At 71.7% G+C, this 23736-nt stretch carries 21 protein-coding genes; 16 read left to right on the top strand and 5 right to left on the bottom strand.

The features are described from left to right. Positions 1 to 19 precede the first annotated feature (19 nt). On the bottom strand, positions 20 to 736 hold the full coding sequence (locus tag C1N74_RS02620; protein ID WP_071918557.1) for a FadR/GntR family transcriptional regulator: 717 nt from the start codon (positions 734 to 736) through the stop codon (positions 20 to 22). A 107-nt stretch (positions 737 to 843) separates the two neighbouring features. Between C1N74_RS02620 and C1N74_RS02615 the strand changes: the two genes are divergently transcribed. The 8 genes from C1N74_RS02615 to C1N74_RS02580 are packed head-to-tail and all read left to right on the top strand — an operon-like array spanning position 844 to position 9449. Next, on the top strand, positions 844 to 2226 hold the full coding sequence (locus C1N74_RS02615; protein ID WP_137749904.1) for an MFS transporter: 1383 nt from the start codon (positions 844 to 846) through the stop codon (positions 2224 to 2226). Beyond that, on the top strand, positions 2223 to 3971 hold the full coding sequence (locus C1N74_RS02610) for a dihydroxyacetone kinase family protein (RefSeq protein WP_137749903.1): 1749 nt from the start codon (positions 2223 to 2225) through the stop codon (positions 3969 to 3971). Before C1N74_RS02615 ends, C1N74_RS02610 begins: the two co-directional genes overlap by 4 nt. After that, entirely contained in the window at positions 3968 to 4438 is a 471-nt protein-coding gene (locus tag C1N74_RS02605; protein ID WP_023952574.1) for a ribose-5-phosphate isomerase, read from the top strand. Before C1N74_RS02610 ends, C1N74_RS02605 begins: the two co-directional genes overlap by 4 nt. Continuing rightward, positions 4438 to 5223, top strand: a complete 786-nt coding sequence (locus C1N74_RS02600; protein WP_064956276.1) for a triose-phosphate isomerase family protein — start codon at positions 4438 to 4440, stop codon at positions 5221 to 5223. The genes C1N74_RS02605 and C1N74_RS02600 overlap by 1 nt, the downstream gene beginning before the upstream one ends. Beyond that, positions 5220 to 6026, top strand: a complete 807-nt coding sequence (locus C1N74_RS02595) for a sugar phosphate isomerase/epimerase (protein WP_137749902.1) — start codon at positions 5220 to 5222, stop codon at positions 6024 to 6026. Before C1N74_RS02600 ends, C1N74_RS02595 begins: the two co-directional genes overlap by 4 nt. After that, positions 6026 to 6874: a phosphogluconate dehydrogenase C-terminal domain-containing protein gene (locus C1N74_RS02590; RefSeq protein ID WP_023952579.1), complete on the top strand. Its 849-nt coding sequence runs from the start codon at positions 6026 to 6028 to the stop codon at positions 6872 to 6874. Before C1N74_RS02595 ends, C1N74_RS02590 begins: the two co-directional genes overlap by 1 nt. Before the next feature lie 11 nt (positions 6875 to 6885). Beyond that, positions 6886 to 7641, top strand: a complete 756-nt coding sequence (locus C1N74_RS02585; protein WP_137749901.1) for an SDR family NAD(P)-dependent oxidoreductase — start codon at positions 6886 to 6888, stop codon at positions 7639 to 7641. A 2-nt stretch (positions 7642 to 7643) separates the two neighbouring features. Further along, a complete protein-coding gene (locus C1N74_RS02580) occupies positions 7644 to 9449 on the top strand; it encodes a hypothetical protein (protein ID WP_181405573.1) in 1806 nt (601 codons plus the stop codon). Positions 9450 to 9722: 273 nt separating this feature from the next. Here C1N74_RS02580 and C1N74_RS02575 read toward each other — a convergent pair whose 3' ends face one another. Next, on the bottom strand, positions 9723 to 10727 hold the full coding sequence (locus C1N74_RS02575) for a LacI family DNA-binding transcriptional regulator (protein ID WP_023952585.1): 1005 nt from the start codon (positions 10725 to 10727) through the stop codon (positions 9723 to 9725). A gap of 125 nt (positions 10728 to 10852) precedes the next feature. Here C1N74_RS02575 and C1N74_RS02570 point away from each other — a divergent pair, with 125 nt between their 5' ends. From C1N74_RS02570 to C1N74_RS02535, 8 genes are all read left to right on the top strand, one after another. Continuing rightward, entirely contained in the window at positions 10853 to 11278 is a 426-nt protein-coding gene (locus C1N74_RS02570) for an L-rhamnose mutarotase (RefSeq protein ID WP_023952587.1), read from the top strand. Continuing rightward, the gene (gene rhaI / locus C1N74_RS02565) at positions 11275 to 12441 is read left to right on the top strand and encodes an L-rhamnose isomerase (RefSeq protein ID WP_137749900.1); all 1167 of its coding nucleotides are present in this window, start codon (positions 11275 to 11277) and stop codon (positions 12439 to 12441) included. Before C1N74_RS02570 ends, rhaI begins: the two co-directional genes overlap by 4 nt. Continuing rightward, entirely contained in the window at positions 12438 to 13754 is a 1317-nt protein-coding gene (locus C1N74_RS02560; RefSeq protein WP_219994756.1) for an MFS transporter, read from the top strand. The genes rhaI and C1N74_RS02560 overlap by 4 nt, the downstream gene beginning before the upstream one ends. Next, positions 13751 to 14611 (top strand): alpha/beta hydrolase, encoded by an 861-nt coding sequence (locus C1N74_RS02555; protein ID WP_258317979.1) that lies wholly within the window; start codon positions 13751 to 13753, stop codon positions 14609 to 14611. The genes C1N74_RS02560 and C1N74_RS02555 overlap by 4 nt, the downstream gene beginning before the upstream one ends. Positions 14612 to 14640: 29 nt before the next feature. Further along, positions 14641 to 16677 (top strand): bifunctional aldolase/short-chain dehydrogenase, encoded by a 2037-nt coding sequence (locus C1N74_RS02550; RefSeq protein WP_137749899.1) that lies wholly within the window; start codon positions 14641 to 14643, stop codon positions 16675 to 16677. 97 nt (positions 16678 to 16774) lie between these two features. Beyond that, entirely contained in the window at positions 16775 to 18202 is a 1428-nt protein-coding gene (locus C1N74_RS02545; protein ID WP_137749898.1) for a rhamnulokinase family protein, read from the top strand. A gap of 169 nt (positions 18203 to 18371) precedes the next feature. Beyond that, entirely contained in the window at positions 18372 to 18593 is a 222-nt protein-coding gene (locus C1N74_RS02540; RefSeq protein WP_137749897.1) for a hypothetical protein, read from the top strand. A gap of 104 nt (positions 18594 to 18697) precedes the next feature. After that, a complete protein-coding gene (locus tag C1N74_RS02535; protein WP_023952601.1) occupies positions 18698 to 20308 on the top strand; it encodes a DHA2 family efflux MFS transporter permease subunit in 1611 nt (536 codons plus the stop codon). Here C1N74_RS02535 and C1N74_RS02530 read toward each other — a convergent pair. The 3 genes from C1N74_RS02530 to C1N74_RS02520 are packed head-to-tail and all read right to left on the bottom strand — an operon-like array spanning position 20292 to position 23724. Continuing rightward, the gene (locus C1N74_RS02530) at positions 20292 to 21137 is read right to left on the bottom strand and encodes a transglutaminase family protein (RefSeq protein WP_064956295.1); all 846 of its coding nucleotides are present in this window, start codon (positions 21135 to 21137) and stop codon (positions 20292 to 20294) included. The genes C1N74_RS02535 and C1N74_RS02530 overlap by 17 nt on opposite strands. After that, complete coding sequence (locus C1N74_RS02525; RefSeq protein ID WP_023952605.1) at positions 21134 to 22066, bottom strand: alpha-E domain-containing protein; 933 nt, start codon at positions 22064 to 22066, stop codon at positions 21134 to 21136. The genes C1N74_RS02530 and C1N74_RS02525 overlap by 4 nt, the downstream gene beginning before the upstream one ends. Next, the gene (locus C1N74_RS02520) at positions 22060 to 23724 is read right to left on the bottom strand and encodes a circularly permuted type 2 ATP-grasp protein (RefSeq protein ID WP_023952606.1); all 1665 of its coding nucleotides are present in this window, start codon (positions 23722 to 23724) and stop codon (positions 22060 to 22062) included. Before C1N74_RS02520 ends, C1N74_RS02525 begins: the two co-directional genes overlap by 7 nt. Positions 23725 to 23736 lie beyond the last annotated feature (12 nt).

Raw genomic sequence — 23736 nt, 5'->3', positions numbered from 1 at the left:
CGGTTCTGTGAGCGGCCGGTCAGGGGGCGATGCGGCGGGCGGCGGTGGCCATGTGGGTGGCCATGGCCGAGGCCGCGGCATCCTCGTCGCCGGCGGCGACGGCCCGGGCGATCTCCTCGTGCTCGGCGAGGGCGCGGCGGGCCTGCTCGTCGTCGTGCACCGCACGGTCGGCGTAGACCTGCAGCAGCGACCGCACGACGTGGAGCAGATCGATCAGCATCGCGTTGCCGGCGATGCGGGCCAGCTCGTGGTGGAACGCCAGGTCGGCGCGGGCGAACGCGCCGAGGTCGCCGAGCGTCGACCGCATCCGCTCGACGTGAGCCTCGAGGTCGCCCGAACCGTCCGCCGCGGCGGCGAGGCGGGCGACGTAGATCTCCAGTCCCGATCGCAGCTCGATCAGCTCGTGCGTGTTCCGCTCTCCGATGAGCAGCCCCCACCGCAGCGTCTGCGGCAGCAGCTCGCTCGCCGCACCGCGCAGGTACGTGCCCGAGCCGGGGCGCACGTCGACGATGCCGAGGATCTCGAGGGCGGCGAGCGCCTCGCGCACGGCCGATCGGCCGACTTCGAGCGTCGCGGCGAGCTGTCGCTCCGGAGGCAGCCGCGTTCCCGGGGCGACCTCGCCCGACGTGAACAGGTCGAGCAGGCGCCGAGCCACCTCCGAGACGGGGGTGCGCGCCGGGAGCGCCGCGAGGGATGCCGCGAGGTCGGGCGATCCGTCGGAGCGATAGGCGGGCATGACGACAAACCTACCCGGCGTCCCTCGGGTTGCAATTGGTCAACCGGTTTGCCAAACTAGCCGAGCGATGAGGCAACCCATCGCGCAACCGACGATGGGAAGTCAGCGTGGACACCTCTTCCGAAACGGAATCCCCCGTAGCCCGTTCCGCGATCCGCAAGGTCGCGATCCGCCTCGTGCCCTTCGTGGCGTTGATGTTCTTCATCAACTACCTCGACCGCACCGCGATCGGCTTCGCCGCCCCGAACGGCATGAACGACGACCTCGCCCTGAGCGCCGCGCAGTTCGGGTTCGCCTCGGGGGTGTTCTTCATCGGCTACATCCTGCTCGAGGTGCCCTCCAACCTCGCCCTGCACCGCTTCGGCGCCCGCAAGTGGCTCGCGCGCATCATGGTCAGCTGGGGCATCGTCGCCGTGCTGTTCACCTGGGTGCAGAACTTCGAGCAGCTCGTCGTCCTGCGCTTCCTCCTCGGTGTCGCCGAGGCCGGGTTCTTCCCCGGCGCGATCCTGTTCCTGAGCCTCTGGGTGCCCTCGCGCTACCGCGGCCGCATCCTCATGCTCTTCTACCTGGCCCAGCCCCTCACCACCGTGATCGGAGCGCCGCTGGCCGGAGCCCTGATCCAGCAGCACGGCGTCTTCTTCGGGCTCGAGGGATGGCGGTTCATGTTCCTCGGCGTCGCGATCCCCGCCGTCGTCGTCGGCGTCGTGGCCTGGTTCTACCTGAAGGACTCCCCCGCGGATGCCGCGTGGCTGACGACCGACGAGAAGACCTGGCTCACCGGAGCCCTCGCGGCCGAGCGGTCGGCGACCGAGGCACGCGAGAAGCACGTCTCGGCACGGTTCGCCTTCGGCAGCGGACGCGTGTGGGCGCTGTCGTTCATCTACTTCGGCTTCATCTACGGCCTCTACGCGCTGGCGTTCTTCCTCCCGACGATCATCGAGGGCTTCCAGGAGCAGACGGGCCAGACCTTCGACGTCTTCCAGAAGGGCCTGATCACCGCGATCCCGTACCTGCCCGCGGCGATCGTCATGGTCCTGTGGTCGCGCGACGCCCACCGCCGCGGCATGAAGACCTGGCACATCGCGGTGCCCGCCGTGGCCGGGGCCGTATCGATCCCGCTCGCGCTCTTCGCCGGCTCGCCCGCCGCGACGATCGCCGTCATCACGGTCACCGCGTGTGCGATCTTCGCCGCCCTGCCGAACTTCTGGACCCTGCCCACCCGCTTCCTCACGGGAGCCGCGGCCGCCGCCGGCGTCGCGCTGATCAACACCGTCGGAAACCTCGCCGGCTTCAGCGCGCCCTACATCACCGGCGCCGTCCGCGACTGGACCGGGGGCTACGAGGTGCCGATGGTCATCGTCGGAGTGATGATGCTCGTCTCGGCCGTGCTGATGGTGCTGCTCGCGCGCGGCGACCGGATGGCTCCCGCGGCCGTCCCGCGAACAGGCCTGACGGCCGCCGCGACGCAGAACGGGCCCGCGACACGATGACCCGCCTGTGGAACGACCCGGCCGACTTCGCCGACGAGATGATCGACGGCTTCGTCGCGGCCAACGCGCGCTACGTCCGACGCGTCTCGGGAGGCGTGGTCCGCACCACGCCCGCGCCCGCGGGCCGGGTGGCCGTCGTCGTCGGCGGCGGATCGGGCCACTACCCGGCCTTCGGCGGGCTCGTCGGGGCAGGCCTGGCCGACGGCGCCGCGATGGGCAACCTCTTCGCCTCCCCCTCGACGCAGCAGATCCACGCCGTCGCCCGCGCAGCTCACGGCGGCGGCGGGGTGCTGTTCTCGTACGGCAACTACGCCGGCGACGTGCTGAACTTCGACGCGGCGCAGGAGCGGCTGCGCGCCGAAGGCATCGCGTGCGAGACGGTCGCCGTCACCGACGACATCGCCAGCGCATCGGCTGACGAGATCCACCGGCGGCGCGGGATCGCGGGAGACCTCACGGTCTTCCGTTCCGCCGCGGGCGCGGCATCCGCCGGTTACGACCTCGCGGACGCCGCGCGCGTGGCGCGCCTCGCGAACGACCGGACGCGCTCGTTCGGCGTCGCGTTCTCGGGATGCACGCTTCCGGGCGCCCCCGCACCTCTGTTCAGCGTTGCCGAGGGGCGCATGGCGATCGGACTGGGCATCCACGGCGAGCCGGGCATCGACGAGGCCGAGGTGCCGACCGCCGACGGGCTGGCCGAGCTGCTCGTGTCGCGGCTGCTCGCCGAACGCCCCGTCGGCGCGGACGGACGCGTCGTGCCCATCCTCAACGGCCTGGGCTCGCTCAAGCACGAGGAGATGTTCGTCGTCTACCGGCGCATCGCCCAGCTGCTCGCCGACGCGGGCCTCGAGGTCATCGACCCGCACGTGGGCGAATACTGCACGAGCTTCGACATGGCGGGCACCTCGCTCACGCTGTTCTGGCTCGACGACGAGCTCGCCGAACTGTGGGAGACCCCCGTCGACACCCCGGCCTATCGCCGCGGTTCCGTCGCGCCCGAGGCCTCCGGTCGGTACACGGCGACGACCGCCGGCGCCGACGCAGATGGCGGTGAAGCCGCCACCGCCATCGTCCCCGGCGACACCGACTCGCAGTCCGTCGCCCGCGTGGTCGTCGAGGTGGTCGACACGGTCGCCCGCACGGTCGACACCCACGTCGACGAGCTGGGACGGATGGATGCGATCGCGGGCGACGGCGACCACGGCATCGGGATGCAGCGAGGCTCGCACGCCGCCCGCGCTGCCGCCCACGAGAGCGCGGCCGCCGGGGCCGGCGCCGCCACGACGCTCGCCCGCGCCGCCGATGCCTGGTCCGACCGCGCCGGCGGCACGTCCGGGGCCCTGTGGGGCGTCATCCTCACCTCGGTCGCGAGCGCGCTCGGCGACACGGGACGGCCGGATGCCGCCGGGGTGGCCGCAGGTGTCGCTGCCGCGACCCGCGGGGTGATGTCGTACGGCAAGGCGGAGCTCGGCGACAAGACGATGGTCGACGCCCTCGTTCCCTTCAGCGCGCAGCTCACGACCGCGGTCGCGGGCGGCGCGACGCTGGCCGAGGCCTGGCGCTCGGCGGCATCCGCCGCGTCGGCCGCCGCTGCCGCGACCGCCGCGCTGCTCCCCCGCATGGGCCGGGCGCGCACCCACGGCCAGCACAGCGTCGGCACCCCCGACCCGGGCGCGCACTCCCTCGCGCTCATCGTCACCGCCGTCGGCGACGTGCTCACCCACCACGAGAGGACCCCGTCATGACCGAACCGCTCCGCATCGTCATCGGCTGCGACGACGCCGGCTTCGACTACAAAGAGGTGCTCAAGCGCGACCTCGAGGCCAGCGCCGGCGTCGCGTCGGTCATCGACGTGGGCGTCGGCGCCGACGGCCACACCCCCTACCCGACCGTCGCGATCGAGGCCGCCGAGCGGGTCGCGCGCGGCGAGGCCGACCGCGCCCTGCTCATCTGCGGCACCGGGCTCGGTGTCGCGATCGCAGCCAACAAGGTCGCCGGCATCCGTGCCGTCACGGCGCACGACTCGTTCTCGGTCGAGCGCGGGGTGCTCTCCAACAACGCGCAGGTGCTGACGATGGGCCAGCGGGTCGTGGGCATCGAGCTCGCGCGTCGCCTCGTCCGCGAGTGGCTGACCTACCGCTTCGACACGTCCTCCGCCTCGGCCGAGAAGGTGGCCGTCATCGACCGGTACGAGAGCACCGGATCCTGCTGATGACGCCCATGACCGTCGGGGTGAGCCTCAAGGCGTACTTCGGCCGACGCGCCGCCCGCGTGTGGTTCGGCGAGGTCGCCGCCGCCGTGAGCGAGCGCGAGGCCGTGCGCAGCGGCGCCGTCGAGGTCTTCGTCATCCCCACCTACCTGCAGTTCGACGATGCGCGCGACTACCTCGCGCCCGCCGGCGTCCGCGTGGGGGTGCAGGACGTCTCGGCGTACGAACCCGGCGCCTACACCGGCGAGATCACCGCGGCGGAGGTCGCGGAGTCGGGCGGCGCGTTCGCCGAGATCGGCCACGCCGAACGCCGGCGCCTGTTCGGCGAGACCGACGAGATCACGGCGGCCAAGGCAGCGGCGGCCCTGCGACACGGCGTCACCCCCGTGCTCTGCATCGGAGAGCCGGAACGGACGGATGCCGAGTCCGCGGCACGCACGGCCGTCGCGCAGCTGCACGCGGATCTCACGGGGGCTCCCGCCGGCCGGGTCGTCGTGGCGTACGAGCCGGTGTGGGCGATCGGCGCCCCCGAGCCCGCACCCACAGCGCACATCGTCACCGTGAGCCGCGCGCTGCGGGCAGCGCTCGACGCCGATCCGGAGCGCGCCGGATCGAGCGTCATCTACGGCGGCTCGGCCGGACCCGGCCTGCTCGCGCGGCTCGAGGGCGCCGTCGACGGCCTCTTCCTCGGGCGCTTCGCGCACGACGCCGCCGCCTTCGGCCGCGTCATCGATGAAGCCGCCGAGCTCGCGGCAGCCCGCAGCACGCAGAACGGAGCGACGTCGTGATCGGCCTCGGCACCTATGCCTTTCTGTGGGAGCACTCCGACCGTGCACCCCAGCCCCTCTCGCTCGTCGGCGCGTTCGAGCGCACCCGCGAGCTCGGCGTCCACCTGTTCCAGATCTGCGATTACGCGCCGCTGGAGCTCATGGACGGTATCGAGCTGCGCGATGCGGCCGCCGCGGCCCGTGACCTCGGCCTGACGATCGAGGTCGGCACGAAGGGGGTCGCCCCCGAGCGTCTGACCCGCTTCCTCGAGCTCGCCGCGGTCTTCGACGCGCGGCTCGTGCGCAGCATGATCTACGCCCCCGACTCCCGCCCGACGCTGGCCGAGGCCGAGGCGTGGCTGCGCGGCATCCTGCCCGCGTACGAGGCAGCCGGGGTCTCCCTCGCTCTGGAGACCTACGAGCAGGTGTCGACCGCAGATCTCACGCGGCTCATCGCGGCCATCGACAGCCCCGCCCTCGGGGTGTGCCTCGACCCGGCCAACGTCGTCGCGCGCCTGGAGCTGCCGCGCGAGACCGTCGAGCTCGCCGCGCCCTACGTCACGAACATCCACGTGAAGGACTTCGCCTTCGCCCGGCAGCCCGGCTGGGTCGGCTTCACGTTCACCGGGGTCCGCATGGGCGAGGGCCTGCACGACTACCCCCATCTGCTCGAGACCGTGAGGCCGCGCGAGCGCGGGGTCGACGAGCGCGAGGTCAACGAGATCGTCGAGCACTGGCTGCCCTGGCAGGGCGATGCCGAGACCACTGTCCGAACCGAGCGGGACTGGACCCGCGCCACCCTGGAATACCTGAGGAGCACCTGATGAGCCACACGATCGCCGTCGTCGGAGCGGGCGGGAAGATGGGCACGCGCGTGTCCAACAACCTCGTCAAGACCGATCACACCGTCTTCTACGTCGAGAACTCCCCGGCCGGGCGCGAGCGCACGATCGCCGCCGGGCGCGAGCTGACGGATGCCGCCGCCGCGGTCGCCGACGCCGACATCGTCGTGCTCGCCGTGCCCGACCTCGCGCTGGGACCGGTGACCGCCGATCTCGTCCCCCAGCTCAAGCCGGGCGCCATCGTGCTGACGCTCGACCCGGCCGCCGCCTACGCGGGCCTGCTGACGACGCGCGACGACGTCATCCAGGCTGTCGCGCACCCGTGCCACCCGTCGGTCTTCCTCGAGCGGACCACGAAGGAGGAGTGGGCCGACACGTTCGGCGGCATCGCGGCCCCGCAGGACGCGATCGCCGCGATCGAGTCGGACGACCCCGAGAAGCAGCGCATCGTCGAAGAGACCGTTCGCGCGATCTACGCACCGGTCATCGACGTGCACTGGGTGACGATCAAGCAGCTCGCGCAGCTCGAGCCGACCCTCGTCGAGACCGTCGCCTGCATGATCGGCTCGCTCCTGAACGAGGCGCTCGACGAGGCGATCCACACGATGGGCGTGCCCGAGGCCGCGGCCCGCAGCATCCTGTACGGCCACACGCAGGTCGCCCTCGCGAACGGCCTGCGCGGCGACAACCCGTTCAGCGATGCGTGCCTGATCGCGATGGACTACGGTCGCGAGAGCATCATCAAGGACGACTGGAAGAAGATCTTCCGCGACGACGAGCTCGACAAGAACCTCGCCCGGATGCTGCACCTGGATCACATCGAGCGCTGAGGACGACGACGATGACGAGACTGCAGGGCAAGACGGCGCTCGTGACCGGCGCTGCGATGGGCATCGGACACGCCGTCGCCGAGCGCTTCGTCGCCGAGGGCGCGCGCGTCGTTCTCGCCGACCGCAACGGGCCGGCCGTCGGCGATGCGGCGGCCTCGCTCGGGCCGCTCGCGCGCGCCGTGATGATGGACATCTCCGACGAGACCGCCGTCGCGGCGGCCTTCGCCGAGGTCGAGTCGGCGGGGTGGACGCCCGACGTCGTCGTCGCGAACGCCGGCGTGCAGCTCTTCGGACAGGACGCACCCGCCGCCGACCTCGACCTCGACGTGTGGCGGCGGACGATCGACATCAACCTCACCGGGACGTTCCTCACCGTGAAGTACGCCGTCCGCGCGCTGCTGTCGCGCGGCGGCGGGTCGATCATCCTGACCGGGAGCCCGACCGCCGTCAACGGCGAGGGGTGGGCGTTCACCGCCTACAGCGCGTCGAAGGCCGGCGTGCACGGGCTCGGCCGCACGGTCGCCGCGGCATACGCCGATCGCGGCATCCGTGTGAACACCGTCCAGCCCGCGTACACCGAGACGCCGCTCGTGTCGGCCATCAGCGACGACCCGGAGTCGCGGGCGGCGATCGTCTCGCGCATCCCCGTGGGCCGCGCCGGCACCCCCGCCGACGTCACCGGCATCATGGTCTACCTCGCGAGCGACGAGGGCTCGTTCGCGACGGGGGCGACCTTCTCGGTCGACGGCGGCATGACGACCCTCTGAGGATGCCGACGATGTGGGGACGCGACGCCGCGGATCGGCGACGGATCGGGGCCTGGGAGTTCGAGCTGCGCGGCGACGAGTTCGCCGACATCCGACGGGATGGCCGGCGCGTGCTGCGCAGCATCCGGGCCGTCGTGCGCGACCGCGACTGGAACACGCTCGACCTCGTCGTCGACCGGGTCACCGCCGGCGAGACCAGCCTCACGATGCACGTGCGGACCGGCGACGAGCGGATGCCGCTGAGCGGCGTCGTCCGCGCCGAGGTCCGCGGCGAGAGCCTGCGGGTGCTGTGCGACCTCGAGGCGGCGACGCCCATCGAGACGAACCGCACGGGCCTCGTCGCCCTCATCCCGCCCTCGACGGCCGGGGCCGGATTGTCGGTGACCCACAGCACGGGCGGGGTGTCGCAGACGGCGCTTCCGGTCGCCATCAGCCCCCACCAGCCGGTGCTCGACATCGCGGGTCTGCGGTGGCGTGACGGCGGCGTCGATGTCGGGCTCGCGTTCGACGGCGATGTGTTCGAGATGGAGGACCAGCGCAACTGGACCGACGCCTCGTTCAAGGTCTACAGCCGGCCGCTCGCACTGCCGTTCCCCTACCCGGTCGCGGCGGGCGAGCGCGTGCGGCAGCAGATCACCGTCACGGCTGAGGCCGCGCCGACGCGGGGTGCCGCGCCGACCGAGGACTCCGCCGCCGAGAGCGATGTGATCGGGGATGCCGTGATCGAGCTGCGGCGCGCCGGAACCTTCCCCGCGAGCGGGCTGAGCGCGTCGACCGCCCCCGACCCGGCGCCCGATCCCGCGTCGGCACGCATCGGGACCGGCTGCGCGGCGAGCACGCTCGTCGAGCTCGACCTGGCGTGGCCGGGGTGGCCGGCGGCGCTCGAGCGCGCGGCATCCGAAGGCCCTCCCCTCGACGTCCGGCTCGTGCTGCCCGCCGAGGCGGGGGTGTCTGATGGCGCGGATGCCGCGATCGCCTCGGCGCTCTCCGGCGCGATGGCCGCGCTCGGTCGTCTTCGTGTGACGCGGGTGGCGGCGTTCCAGCCCTCCGGGCCGGGCCGTCACGTCTCCGACGAGGCCACAGTCGCGCTGCTCCGAGACGCGCTGGATCAGTCGGGCCTGGACGTGCCCGTCGTCGGCGGCGCACGCTCGCACTTCACCGAGCTCAACCGCGAGCAGCACCGCCTGCCGCGGGGTCTCGCGGGGCTGACGTTCAGCGTCACGCCGCTCTTCCACAGCCGCGACACCGAGCAGCTCGTCGAGTCGCTCGCGATGCAGCGCCTGGTCGCGACGCAGGCGGTCGAGATCGGCGGCGGGGTGCCGGTGCACGTCGGCCCGGTGACCCTGCGACCGCACTTCAACGACGTCGCCACGACGGCGCCGCCGCGCCCCGCGGCATCCGATCTGTCGGCCGGCTACGGCACGCACCTGACCGACGCCGACGACCCGCGGCAGCGCGCGCCTGAGCTCGCGGCCTGGACGATCGCGAGTGCCGCGGCCCTCGCCGTGCCCGGCGTCGCGAGCCTGACGTTCTTCGAGTCGTGGGGGCCGCGCGGCATCCTCGACTCCGATGGCACGGCGCTGCCGGTCGGCGAGGCGATCGCAGCCCTCGCCGGGCTCGCGGGCGGCGAGCTGCTCTCGGGCTCGAGCCCCGACGGCCTCGTCTGGGCCGTCGGCGCCGAGCATCGCGGTGAGATCACGGTGCTGGCGGCCAACCTCGACACCCGCCCCCGCACGCTCACCGTGACCACCCCCGCCACTCTCCCTGCCTCCGTCCCTCTCTCCCCCACCACCTGGTCCCACCTCTGACCCCCCCTGCCCCGCCCTCTCTCCCCCCTCTACCTCCGCCTCGCCTCGAGGACGCGCGAACGCACGGTCAGAGCGGCCCAACACCGTGCAGACCTGCACTCTCGCCGCTGGTCAAGAGCAGAACCCGGGGCCGGGTGGGCGCGAGGTCCCCGTTGGGCCGGGAATTCGGCGCGCAGAACCGGCCGAACTGGGACCTCGCGGGGCGGATGCCGGGGGGGATACCGGGGCGGGGCGGATGCCGGGGGGATGCCGGGGCGGGGGGATACCGGGGGGTCAGGCGGTGGAGTCGCGGACGACGAGCTCGGGACGGAAGCGCACGCGGCGCTCGTGCTCGCCGCCGGGATCGTCGAGGCCGCGCAACAGGAGGTCGACGGCGCGGTATCCGATCTCGTGCGCGGGCTGGCGGATCGAGCTGAGCGGCACGACGGTGGCCGACGCGAAGTCGATGTCGTCGTAGCCGATCAGGGCGACCTCCTCGGGCACCCTCAGGCGCCCGAGGACCGCGAAGGCCTGCAGCACGCCGACGGCGAGCAGATCGTTCGCGGCGAACACGGCATCGACGCGGTCCTCTCCGCGGCGCTCGCGCAGCTGCTCCCCGGCGGCGCGGCCGTGCAGCACCGACAGGGCGGGCACGGCGATCTCCTCCAGCCGTGCGTCGGCGACCTCGGCCACCGCACGCCGCGCACCCTCGAGACGATCGGCGACCTGACGGATCGACACCGGCCCGCGGACGAAAGCGATATGCCGGCGCCCGCGCGCCAAGAGATGCGACACGGCGAGGTAGCCGCCCTCGACGTCGTCGACCGAGACCGAGGCGAAGACGTCGTCGGGTACCTCGCGGTCGACGAGGACGACGGGCACACCCGCCGCCTGCAGCCCGCGCAGCCGTTCGAGGTCATCGCTCGCGGGAGTCACGAGCACGCCGTTGACACGCTGCTCGCGGAAGAGGTCGAGGTACGCCGACTCGCGCTCGGGCTTCTCGTCGCTCGTGCTGAGCAGCACAGCCATGCCGCTCTCGGCCGCACGCTCCTCCGCGCCCCGTGCGACCTCGGCGAAGAACGGGTTGCCGATGTCGAGCACCACGAGACCGATCGATCGGCTCCGCCCAGCCCGCAGCTGCCGCGCCGCATCGTTGCGGACGAATCCCAGATCGGCGATGGCCTGCTGCACGCGCGCGACCATCTCGGGCGACACGCGCGTCGGGTTGTTGAGGACGTTCGAGACGGTCCCCACCGAAACGGATGCCGCGACCGCGACATCCCGCACGCTCACTGCCATGCACACCACCGTAGCGCGAGCACGGCGGCAGCGGCAGGATGTGGGTAAGCGCTTGCCGTTTGTGCTCCCGCGAACAACCCGCTACGCTCGTGAAACGATTCACAACCGCTCACCAAGGAGCCTCGATGACGAGTGCATCTGCCCACCGGGTCTGCTTCTCGTTGCAGATACGCCCGGACCTGCTCGATGAGTACATCGCCCGGCATACCCCTGTCTGGCCCGAGATGCTGGCGGAGATCGCGGCATCCGGCCGTCGCAACTACTCGCTGTTCCTCGGCGAGGGCGGACGACTCATCGGCTACTACGAGGTCGACGACGATGCCGCGGCTCAGGCCTACCTCGCCGCGTCGCCCGTCGCCGCCCGCTGGGAGGCCGAGATGGCGCGCTTCTTCGTCGGGCTCGAAGGCCGCCCCGACCAGGCCGCCACACCCCTGACCGAGGTCTTCAACCTGCACGACCAACTCGCGGCGGCGACCACCGCCGCGGCCGTCACCGACACGGCCGCCACGACATCCACCGAAAACCCCGACGAAAGCGACGACGCATCGTGAGCACCCTCTCCCCCGACCATTTCGCCCTGCTCGAGCGCCAGGGCATCGAGCTGCCCAGCTGGGCGTTCGGCAACTCCGGCACCCGGTTCCGGGTCTTCCCCACCGCCGGCACGCCCCGCGATCCGTTCGAGAAGATCGCGGATGCCGCCGAGGTCAACCGCCTGACGGGCCTCGCTCCCGCCGTCGCCCTGCACATCCCGTGGGACAAGGTCGACGACTTCGGCGCCCTGCGCCGACACGCCGAAGACCTCGGTGTCTCGCTCGGCACGATCAACTCCAACACGTTCCAGGACGAGGACTTCAAGTTCGGCGCCCTCACCCACGAGGACGACGCGATCCGCCGCAAGGCCATCGACCACCACCTCGAGTGCATCGACGTGATGGATGCCACGGGCTCGCGCGACCTGAAGATCTGGCTGGCCGAGGGGTCGAACTACCCCGGGCAGAACGACATGCGCGCACGCCAGGACCGCCTGGCCGACTCGCTGCAGCGGATCTACGACCGCCTCACGGGCGAGCAGCGCCTCGTGCTGGAGTACAAGTTCTTCGAGCCGTCGTTCTACCACACCGACGTCCCCGACTGGGGGACGAGCTACGTGCAGGTGGCGGCCCTCGGCGAGCGCGCGATGGTGTGCCTCGACACCGGGCACCACGCCCCCGGCACGAACATCGAGTTCATCGTCATGCAGCTGCTGCGCCTCGGCAAGCTCGGCTCGTTCGACTTCAACTCGCGCTTCTACGCCGACGACGACCTCATCGTGGGCGCGGCCGACCCGTTCCAGCTGTTCCGCATCCTCGTCGAGGTGCTGCGCGGCGGCGGCTTCGACAACCCCGACGTGGTCTTCATGCTCGACCAGTGCCACAACATCGAGGCGAAGATCCCCGGGCAGATCCGCTCGGTGCTCAACGTCCAGGAGATGACCGCCCGCGCATTGCTCATCGACGCCGACGCCCTCGCCGCCGCCCGCACCGCGAACGACGTGCTCGGGGCGCAGGCGGTGTTCATGGACGCCTTCTACACCGACGTGCGTCCGGCCCTGGCCGAGTGGCGCGAGTCGCGGGGGCTTCCCGCCGACCCGATGGCCGCGTACGCGGCATCCGGCTATCAGGAGAAGATCGAAGCCGACCGCGTCGGCGGCACCCAGGCGGGGTGGGGCGCATGAGCACGACCCGCACCCGGCGCCCCCTGAGCGCGTGGAAGGCGACCATCGCCGTCGCCATGTCGAACTACATCGAGGCCGGCGCGATCATCGCGCTCGCCACGAGCCTGACGCTGTGGCAGGAGGCCTTCGGCTTCGACGACGGCGTCGTCGGCATCGTCGCCGCCCTGTCGGCCAACGCCTTCGGCGCGGCGATCGGCGCCGCGATCGGCGGCCCGCTGTGCGACCGGCTGGGCCGGAAGTTCATCTACACCTACGACCTGATCGTGTTCATGCTCGGCGCTCTCGCCGTGACGTTCGCGCCGAACCTCGCGGTTCTGCTCGTCGGCGTCATCCTCATGGGCATCGCCGTCGGCGCGGGCGTTCCCGCGTCGTGGACCTACATCGCCGAGGAGGCGCCCAACGAGCACCGTGCCGCGCACGTGGGCACGGCGCAGCTCGCCTGGTCGATCGGCCCCGCGGTCGGGTTCCTCCTCGCCGTCATCGTCGGCCCGCTCGGCCTGCTCGGCTCGCGCCTGATCTTCTTCCACCTCTTCGTCATCGCCGCGGTGACGTGGTGGGTGCGCCGCGGACTCCCCGAGTCGCGCCGGTGGAAGAGCCAGCGCGAGGCCGCGCTCGTCGCGGGCGAGCGCCCGTCGTTCTTCTCCGGCATCGTCGGCCTGCTCAAAGAGCCGAAGAACTGGGGCGCTCTCGCCTTCCTCATCGGCGTCTACGGCCTCTGGAACACCGTCGCCGGCCAGGCCGGCATCTTCCAGCCGCGGGTCTACGACGCCGCGGGCCTGCACGACCCGATGCAGCAGAACCTGCTGCAGGTGCTCGTCTGGAGCCTCACCGCCGCGGCGACCTTCTTCGGCTTCATGCGCTTCGGCGACCGGGTGCGCCGCAAGTGGCTCTACCTCGCTGGTGCGGCGCTCGGCGTCGCGGCGTGGGCCGTGCTGATCTACGCTCCCCCGGGCCTGTTCTCGCTGCTGTTCTTCGCCGTCGCATGGGGTGTCTCCGCCGGCGTCGGGGCACAGGCGTTCTACGGCCTGTGGACGGCCGAGCTGTTCGCCACCCGTTACCGCGCGAGCGCCCAGGGCGTGCTCTTCATGCTCGCCCGCGTCATGGTCGGCCTCCTGAGCCTCGTCTTCCCCGTCCTGCTGTCGGGACTCGGACTCGGCGGACTGGGCGTGATCATCCTCGGCCTGCTCGTCGCGGCGCTGCTCATCGGCACGATCTGGGCACCGAACACCGAGGGCAAGTCGCTCGAGGACATCGAGCTCGAGCGCTACGGCCGGCACGTCCCGACGCCGGCGGAAGAGCGGGTGGCCCGGTGAGCGCCGCCGCCCCGGCCGCGTCCTCCCCCACCTCCCAGGCGGACGGGCTCATCCGGCTCTACCGTGCGACCGAGCCCGACGGCACCGGACTGGTCTGGATGCACGGCGGCGGGTTCGCGTTCGGCGACCTCGACATGCCGGAAGCGGATGCCGTGGCCCGCGGGCTCGCCGCGGCCGGGACGACGGTCTTCTCCGTCGACTACCGCCTCGCCCCGGTCCCGCCGACCTGGGACGGCGGCGATGAGCAGACGGACGACCGCAGCGGCAACCGCTACCCGGCGGCATCCGACGACGTCCTGCGCGCCTGGGAGTGGGCGACCTCACACGCCGAGGAGCTCGGCGTGACGCGTCTCGCGATCGGCGGGGCAAGCGCCGGCGCGAACCTCGCGACGGGCGCGACCCTGCGCCTGCTCGGCGCGGACGGCATCCCGCCCCGCCTCGTCGTGCTGGCCTACCCCACGCTGCTCGCCGTGCAGCCGGCGCCCGGCCCGGCGCTGCGTGCCGCCCTCGCCGCTCACCCCGAGCACGACCGGTTCGGAGCCGACGTCGTCCGTGACATGTACGAGAACTACCTCGGCGGTTCGGTGATCGGCGCGCCGATCGCCGCTGTCCCGGGCCTCGCGTCGGCGACCGAGCTGCGGGGGTTCCCCCCGACGCTCATGATCAACAGCGAGATCGACGAGCTGAGCGTCTCGGGCGACGTGTTCGCCGCGACCCTGCGAGAGGCCGGTGGCGACGTGGAAGTCGTCGTCGAGCCGGGCACCGACCACGGCCACCTCAACCGGCCCGAGCACCCGGGCTTCGCCGCCTCGATGGCACGCATCGCGCGGCGATTCGCCGGCCTCGCCGCATCCTGACCTCCCCTCCCTACCCCCGAAGGAAAGCCATGACCTCCGCCGCAGCCGCCGACCTCATCGCGCGCAGCAACCGCCTGGGCTCCGACCCGAAGAACACCAACTACGCCGGCGGCAACACCTCCGCCAAGGGCACCGACATCGACCCCGTCACCGGTGAGCCCGTCGAGCTGCTCTGGGTCAAGGGCTCCGGCGGCGACCTCGGCACCCTGACCGAGTCGGGGCTCGCGGTGCTGCGCCTCGACCGGATGCGGGCACTGGTGAACGTCTACCCCGGGGTCGAGCGCGAGGACGAGATGGTCGCCGCATTCGACTACTGCCTGCACGGCAAGGGCGGAGCGGCCCCCTCGATCGACACGGCGATGCACGGACTGGTGGATGCCGCGCACGTCGACCACCTGCATCCCGACGCCGGCATCGCCATCGCGACCGCCGCGGACGGCGAGGAGCTGACGGCGAGGATCTTCGGCGAGAAGGTGGTCTGGGTGCCGTGGCGGCGGCCCGGCTTCCAGCTCGGCCTCGACATCGCCGAGATCAAGAAGCAGAACCCGCAGGCGATCGGGTGCATCCTCGGCGGGCACGGCATCACGGCGTGGGGCGACACCTCGGATGAGGCCGAGGCGAACAGCCTCTGGATCATCGAGACCGCGCAGGCCTACATCGACGAGCACGGCGCGGCAGAGCCCTTCGGCGGCGTGCGCGCCGGGTTCCAGGCGCTGCCCGAGACCGAGCGCCGCGCCCGCGCCGCCGCCCTCGCCCCCACGATCCGCGGCATCGCCTCGACCGACAAGCCGATGGTCGGCCACTACACCGACACCGACGTCGTACTCGACTTCCTGGCATCCGAGAAGGCACCCGCTCTCGCCGCTCTGGGCACGAGCTGCCCCGACCACTTCCTGCGCACGAAGGTCAAGCCCCTCATCCTCGACGTTCCCGCGACGGCAACGGCCGAGGAGCAGATCGCCCGTCTGCACGAGCTGCACGCCGAGTACCGCGCCGACTACCAGGCGTACTACGACGCCCACGCCGACGCGGACTCGCCGGCGATCCGCGGCGCCGACCCGCTCATCGTGCTGGTTCCGGGTGTGGGGATGTTCTCGTACGGCGCGAACAAGCAGACCGCGCGCGTCGCCGGTGAGTTCTACGTCAACGCGATCAACGTCATGCGCGGCGCCGAGGCCCTCTCGACGTACGCGCCGATCTCGGACGCCGAGAAGTTCCGCATCGAGTACTGGGCCCTCGAAGAGGCCAAGCTCCAGCGGATGCCCAAGCCCAAGACCCACCAGGGGCGCATCGCGTTCGTCACGGGTGCGGCATCCGGCATCGGCAAGGCCATCGCCACCCGGCTCGCGGCCGAGGGCGCGTGCATCGTCGTCGCCGACCTCGACCTCGAGAAGGCACAGGGTGCCGCCGCCGAGCTCGGCGGCACCGACGTCGCGATCGGCGTCGCGGCCAACGTCGCCGACGCCGACGGCGTGCAGGCCGCGATCGACGCGACGCTGCTGGCGTTCGGCGGCATCGACCTCGTCGTCAACAACGCCGGGCTGTCGCTGTCGAAGCCGCTGCTGGAGACCACCGAGAAGGACTGGGACCTGCAGCACGACGTCATGGCGAAGGGGTCGTTCCTCGTCTCCAAGGCGGCCGCGAGGGCACTCATCGAGCAGAGGATGGGCGGCGACGTCATCTACATCTCGTCGAAGAACTCCGTCTTCGCAGGTCCGAACAACATCGCGTACTCGGCGACGAAGGCCGACCAGGCCCACCAGGTGCGGCTGCTGGCGGTCGAGCTCGGCGAGCACGGCGTGCGCGTGAACGGCATCAACCCCGACGGTGTCGTGCGCGGCTCGGGCATCTTCGCCTCGGGCTGGGGCGCCAACCGCGCCGCCACCTACGGCGTCAACGAGGAGGACCTCGGCCAGTTCTACGCCAACCGCACGATCCTCAAGCGCGAGGTGGTGCCCGAGAACGTCGCCGACGCGGTCTACGTCCTCACCGGCCCCGAGCTCTCGCGCACGACCGGCCTGCACATCCCCGTGGACTCCGGCGTCGCCGCCGCGTTCCTGCGATGAACGCGGGCACTCGAATGCACGGCTTCGCGCCGAGTGCACGGCATCCGCACACTCCGAGGTCGTGCACTCGGCGGCAGGCCGTGCACCCGAGGGAAGGATGCCGCGCGTGAGCGTGTCGGGGAATGTGGCGGCGGTGGATCTCGGGGCCACCAGTGGGCGGGTCATCGTGGGGCATGTGGGGGCAGACACGCTCGAGACCGAGACGGTCGCGCGATTCGCCAACGACCCGGTGCACGCGGGCGACGGCCTGCACTGGAACCTCGTGGGCATGTACGGCGCGGTGCTGGGAGGGCTGCGCGACGCGTTCCGCACGACCCCCGGCATCGCCTCGATCGGCGTCGACTCGTGGGCTGTCGACTACGGGCTGCTGCGCGGCGGGCGGATGCTGGGCGAACCGTTCCACTACCGCGACGAGCGCACCGCGCGCGGGGTCGAGAGCGTGCACGCCCGCTTTCCGCACGCCGAGCTCTTCGAGCGCAACGGCCTGCAGTTCCTGCCGTTCAACACGCTGTACCAGCTCGCCGCCGAAGACCCGGAGGTGCTGGCCTTCGCCGACACCGCCCTCCTCGTACCCGACCTCGTCGGGTACTGGCTGACCGGCGAGGCCCGCGCCGAGCAGACCAACGCGTCGACGACCGGACTCCTGCGGGTGCTGCAGGCCTCATGGGACGGCGCCCTCGTCTCGGCGCTCGGCATCCCCCGCGGCATCCTCCCCCCGCTCATCGCACCGGGTGATCGACTCGGCCCGCTGCGGGCGCACGTCGCGGCGTCGATCGGAGCACCCGAGAGCACGCCCGTCACCGCCGTCGGCTCGCACGACACCGCCTCGGCCGTCGTCGCCGTGCCGATGCAGCCGGATGCCGCGGCCTACATCTCCTGCGGCACGTGGGGCCTCGTCGGCGTCGAGGTCGACCACCTCGTGCTCAGCCGCGCCGCGCTCGAGGCGAACTTCACGAACGAGGGCGGCGTCGACGGCCGCATCCGCCTGCTGCACAACGTCATGGGCCTGTGGGTGCTGAGCGAGGCCGTCCGTCAATGGGAACGGCACGAGGGGCACCGGATCGACCTGCCGACGCTGCTCGACGCCGCACGCGAAGCGGATGGCGTCGTCTTCGACGTCAACGACCCGCGTTTCCTCGCCCCCGGAGAGATGACCTCCCGCATCGACGCGTGGTGCGCCGAGCACGATGTCGCACCGCCGCGCACGCGCGCGGAGTACACCCGGTCGATCGTCGAGTCGCTTGCGCAGGCGTTCGCCGATGCCGTGGCCGACGCCGCTCGCCTCGGCCGCGTCGACGTCCGGACGATCCACATCGTCGGAGGCGGAGCGCTCAACGAGCTGCTGTGCCAGCGCACGGCCGATCGCGCCGGAATGCCGGTTCTCGCCGGCCCCGTCGAGGCGACGGCGCTCGGCAACGTGCTGGTGCAGGCCCGCGCCGCGGGGTTCGTGTCGGGCTCGCTCGAGGCGCTCCGCGATCTCGTCGCCCGCACGCACGCACCGCGTCGCTACGAGCCCCGCGCCTAGCCCCAGCGCCTGGCGGCGATACATTCGTCGGACCGGCGGTGCGGGAGTGGCCTCAAGCGGAGGCCGTCACCACTCCCGTCACGCCGATCCGACGGGTGTATCGGCACCACGGCCGGATCGCGTGTCAAGGGGTGCCGCGCGCGGCGACGGCGAGCGTAACGTCGCGCCCATGAGCAGCCACGAGAACCCGGCCGGCGGCGCCGGAGACAGCGCGATCCCGTCCGAAGAGCCCACAGGCGACCGTCACCTCGACGATCCCAGCGCCGAGCAGTCGATCACCGACGACGCACCCCGCGGTGGTGATGAGACCACCGAGGACGAGCTCACGGCCGACAACGCCGCCGAGGAGGACATGCTCAAGACGCTCGACCCGGGCGACCCGCCCGCCTGATCCACGGGCTCGATCGAGACGGCCGGTTCCCCGCGGGACCGGCCGTTTTCGCGTTGCGCGAACCACGCCTTGTGCCCGCAATTTTGCTAGCTATTCTAGCAATCATGGAAACTTCGGCACGCCGCCGGTGGGCGGGACTCGTCTTCATCAGCATCGCCGTCGCACTCATCATCGTGGACTCGACGATCGTCAACGTCGCCGTCCCCTCGATCGTCGACGACCTCGGCATCACCTCGACCCAGGTGCAGTGGGTGCAGGAGGCGTACACCCTCGTATTCGCCTCACTGCTGCTCGTCTTCGGCAGCATCGCCGATCGGGTCGGCCGCCGCAGGATGCTGCTGACCGGCGTCGTCGTCTTCGCGCTCGCCTCCGTGGGCGCGGTGCTCGCGTCGACCGGCGACCTGCTCATCCTCGCCCGTTTCGTGCAGGGCGTCGGCGGCGCGATGATCCTGCCGACCACGCTGTCGCTGCTGAACGCGACCTTCCGCGGCCGCGAGCGCGGCATCGCCTTCGCCGTCTGGGGTTCGACCATCGGCGGCATGGCCGCGGTCGGACCGCTGCTCGGCGGCTGGCTGACGACGACGTTCTCGTGGCACTGGGCCTTCGGCATCAACATCCCGCTCGGCATCCTCATCGTCGTGGGCGTCCTGCTCACGGTCGACGAGTCGCGCGGCGGCGCGACGCGGATCGACGTCGTCGGAGCCGTCCTGTCGGTCATCGCCATGGGAACCCTCGTCTTCGGCCTCATCGAGGGACGTACCTACGGCTGGTGGACCGTCGACCAGCGTCCCGAGCTCTTCGGCGCGTCGTGGCCCGGCGACCTCTCGCCCGTCCCGATCGCGTTCGCGGTCTCGGCCCTCGCGATCGCGGCCTTCATCGCCTGGGGCCTGCACCGTCGCCGTGCCGGCCAGCCCACTCTGCTGGCGTTCGGGCTCTTCGGCATCCCGTCGTTCCGCAACGGAAACCTCGCCGCTCTCGTCGTCGCGCTCGGCGAGTTCGGCATCATCCTCGCCCTCCCCCTGTGGCTGCAGTTCGCGCTCGGTTTCGAGGCGGTCCAGACGGGCCTCGTGCTGCTCGCCCTCGCCGCGGGCTCGTTCGTCGCGAGCGGGCTGGCCGGCGCCCTGTCGGGCAAGGTCGCGCCGGTGTGGGTGGTGCGCGCGGGCCTCGCGGCCGAGATCGTCGGCGTCGCCGGCGTCGCCCTCGTCATCGGGCCGGATGCCACCTGGGGTCCGCTCATCCCCGCGCTGTTCGTCTACGGCATCGGCGTGGGCCTCGCCACGGCGCAGCTGACCGGTGTCGTGCTCGCCGACGTCCCCGTCGCCGAGGGAGGACAGGCGTCCGGCACGCAGTCGACCGCCCGTCAGCTCGGCGCCGCGCTCGGCATCGCGATCCTCGGAACCATCCTGTTCTCGACGACCTCCGGCGCCCTCGCGACGCGACTCGACGATCGGGGCATCCCGCCCGAGCAGCGCGATGAGGTCGTCAGCGCCGTCGTCGAGAGCGCGGGCGGCGCGATCGCGGGCCTCGAGGCCTCACCGCAGACCGCCGACATCGCGACCGACGCGAGAGCCGCCCTCTCCGACGGCACGCGCGCCGCGAGCTTCGCCGCGGCCGGATTCCTCGTGCTGGGCCTCGCCGCGACGGCATCCCTCGGCCGGGGCACCCGCCGCGAGGCGGATGAAGCGGATGCCGCCGAGGTCACGCCTCGCGGGTGATCGTCACCGTGACGTGCAGGGCGCTCTTGTAGGGCCCCGCGAACACCCCGCGCAGCGGCGGGACGTCGTTGTAGTCGCGCCCGCGCCCGACCAGCACGTGCCGGTCGCTGATTTCGACGTTGTTCGTCGGATCGAAACCCTGCCAGTCGCCGGCGAACCACTCGATCCAGGCGTGCGACTCACCCGTCACCGGCGCACCGACCTGCGCGTCGGGATCGGGATGCAGGTATCCCGAGACGTAGCGGGCGGGGATGCCGACGCTGCGCAGCGCCCCGAGGGTGATGTGCGCGATGTCCTGGCATACGCCCTTGCGCTCGGGCCACGACTCCGCCGCCGTCGAGTGCACTCCCGTGACGCCGGTCATATACTCCACGGCATCCCCGATCGCGATCGCGATCGCATGCGCCGCCGGCCCCGGCTCGTCGTGAGACGCCGCGATCTCGCGGGCGAGCTGCACGACCTCCGGATGCGGCGCGGTGCGGGCGGTCTGCCCCAGCTGCTCGACCGTGTGGATCGAGCGCTCGGTCTCGGCGGCCAGCTCCTCCCACGAGATCTGGCGGTGCTCGATGGGGCGCGGCCGCACCTCGACGAGCGAGCGGGCCGTGATCGCGAGCGAACGGTGGGCGGCCAGCACGTCGAACGCCGCGACCCGGGTGCCGAAGTAGTCGACGTAGTGGTTGACCGCCGTCGTCGGGTCGATGTCGAGCTGCGAGCTCAGCACGAACTGGCTGTCGGTCGAGCTCGGCAGCATCCGCGCCTCGTTGTACGACGCGGCGACGTCGCCGGGGTAGGTGAACCCGGTCGTGTGCTCGATGCGCAGACGCTTCACGAGGTCTCTCCGATCCAGTTCGGTTCCGCCGCGGTGGGGAAGAAACGGCTCCGGATCGCCTCGGAGGCCTCGCGGGTCACCTTCTGCACGTTGTCCATGTGCTCGGGCAGCTCCGACAGGATCTCGCCCAGCGGCCGGTACTCGAGGTCGTTGCGGATGCGGCCGAGCGCGCGGAGCACCGCATTGGAGTGGCCCACGCGGTCGGCGACCGGGTCGATCGCACTCATGCATTCCTCGGCGCGCTGGATCGAGTGGATGATCGAGCGCGGGAAGAGCCGATCGAGCAGCAGGAACTCCGCGGCGTTGCGCGCGCTCGGCATGCCGCGGTAGGTGCGCAGGTACGCCTCGTACGCGCCGCAGGAGCGGAGGATCGTCGTCCACGACGGGCCGGACTCCTCGGTCAGCGACCGGGTCGCGAGCAGCCGCGCCGTCATGTCGGTGCGCTCGATCGAGCGGCCGAGCGTGAAGAACTGCCAGGCCTCGTCGCGGCTCGTCGACGAGTCGGTGACGCCGACGGCGAGCGCCGCGCGCTCGCGCACCCAGTGGAAGAACTCGTGCACCTTCTCGGCGTTGAGCCGCCGCGGCATCCGGGAGTAGGTCGTGTTGAGGGTCTCCCACAGCTCGGTCGAGACGATCTCGCGCGCGCGGCGGGCGTTCTCGCGAGCCGACTGCAGCGAGTAGGCGATGCTGGACGGGTTGGTGCGGTCGACCGCGAGCCGGGTCAGCACGTCCTGACGGGTCACTGTATCGAGGCCCTCGGGCGGGAACGACCCCATGACCGACAGGAGCGACCGGCAGGCGGTGTCCTCGTCGATCCACGGGTCCTCGAGCAGCAGCTGCAGGTGCACATCGAGGATGCGGGCAGTGCCGTCGCTCCGCTCGATGTAGCGTCCGATCCAGAAGAGGCTCTCGGCGATGCGGCTTAGCACGTCGCACCCCCGGTCTGCTGCTGCTGCTCCTGCTGCTCGCTCAGGCCGCCGGGATGGTCCTGCGGCGAATGGGCCGGCTCGTCCTGCTCGTCGTAGATGATCGGGATCGCCTGCGTCGACGCCTGGTCGGCCACGAGCCCGGCGAGGTTGCCCTGGCTGTACTCGGCCGTCCGGGGCGCATCGCCTCCGACGACCCACGTGTCCTTCGATCCGCCGCCCTGGCTGGAGTTGACGACGAGCTGGCCCTCCGGCAGCGCGACGCGGGTGAGGCCGCCCGGCAGCACCCACACCTCCTCGCCGTTGTTGACCGCGAACGGGCGGAGGTCGGCGTGGCGGGGACGCATGCCGTCCTCGACGAGCGTCGGGATCGTCGAGAGCATGACGACGGGCTGCGCGATCCAGCCGCGCGGGTCGGCGAGCAGCTTCTTGCGGAGCTTCTCGAGTTCGGCGGGTGAGGCGTCGGGCCCCACCACGAGCCCCTTGCCGCCCGAGCCGTCGACCGGCTTCACGACGAGCTCGTCGAGGCGGTCGAGCACCTCCTCGAGCGCGCCCGGGTCTTCGAGGCGCCAGGTGTCGACGTTCTTGAGGATGGGCTCCTCCGCGAGGTAGTACCGGATGAGGTCGGGGACGTAGGTGTACAGCAGCTTGTCGTCCGCGACGCCGTTGCCCACCGCGTTGGCGATCGTGACGTTGCCCAGGCGCGCCGCGAGCATGAGCCCCGGAGCGCCGAGCATCGAGTCGGCACGGAACTGCAGCGGGTCGAGGAAGTCGTCGTCGACCCGACGGTAGATGACGTCGACGCGCTGCGGGCCGCGCGTCGTGCGCATGAACACCTTGCCGCCCGAGCAGACCAGGTCGCGGCCCTCGACGAGCTCGACGCCCATGAGACGCGCGAGCAGCGTGTGCTCGAAGTACGCGGAGTTGTAGACGCCCGGGGTGAGCACGACGACGTTGGGGTCGTCGACTCCGGGAGGGGCCGAGGCGCGCAGCGCCTGCAGCAGCTTGTTCGGGTAGTCGCCCACGGGGCGCACCCGCATCGAGACGAACAGCTCCGGCAGGGTCTGGGCCATCACCCGGCGGTTCGAGATGACGTAGCTGACCCCCGAGGGCACGCGCACGTTGTCTTCGAGAACCCGCATCTCGCCGTGCTCGTCGCGGATGAGGTCGATGCCGGAGACCTGGATGCGCACGCCGTTGGCGGAGCGGATGCCGGCCGCCTGACGGTAGTAGTACTGCGAGGAGGCGATGAGCTTCGCCGGCAGCACACCGTCGCGGACGCAGAACTGGTGGCCGTACGCGTCGTCGAGGAAGGCCTCGAGGGCGCGCACGCGCTGCTTCACGCCCGACTCGACGTGCGACCACTCGTCGTAGTCGATGACGCGGGGAACGGCATCCAGCGGGAAGGGCCGCTCCTCTCCCGCGAAGTCGAACGTGACGCCCTGCGCGAGGTACGAGCTCGCGAGCGACTCGGTGCGTCCCCGGAGCTCCTCCTGGGTCATCTGCGCGAGCGCCTGGTAGAGCTCGCGGTATGCCGCACGCGAGCTGCCCGGAGCGGGCAGAGTGCCCGAGACCTCGAACATCTCGTCGTACGGCGGCACCCCCGTCACGGTCTTGCGCGGCGTCAGCGTCGAGCCGTATCCGTCGAAGAGGTCACCCATGGATGCGAGCCT

The organism is Microbacterium sp. SGAir0570, from assembly GCF_005491085.2.
Classification (GTDB): domain Bacteria; phylum Actinomycetota; class Actinomycetes; order Actinomycetales; family Microbacteriaceae; genus Microbacterium; species Microbacterium arborescens.
This window is presented reverse-complemented; position numbering and strand designations above follow the sequence as displayed.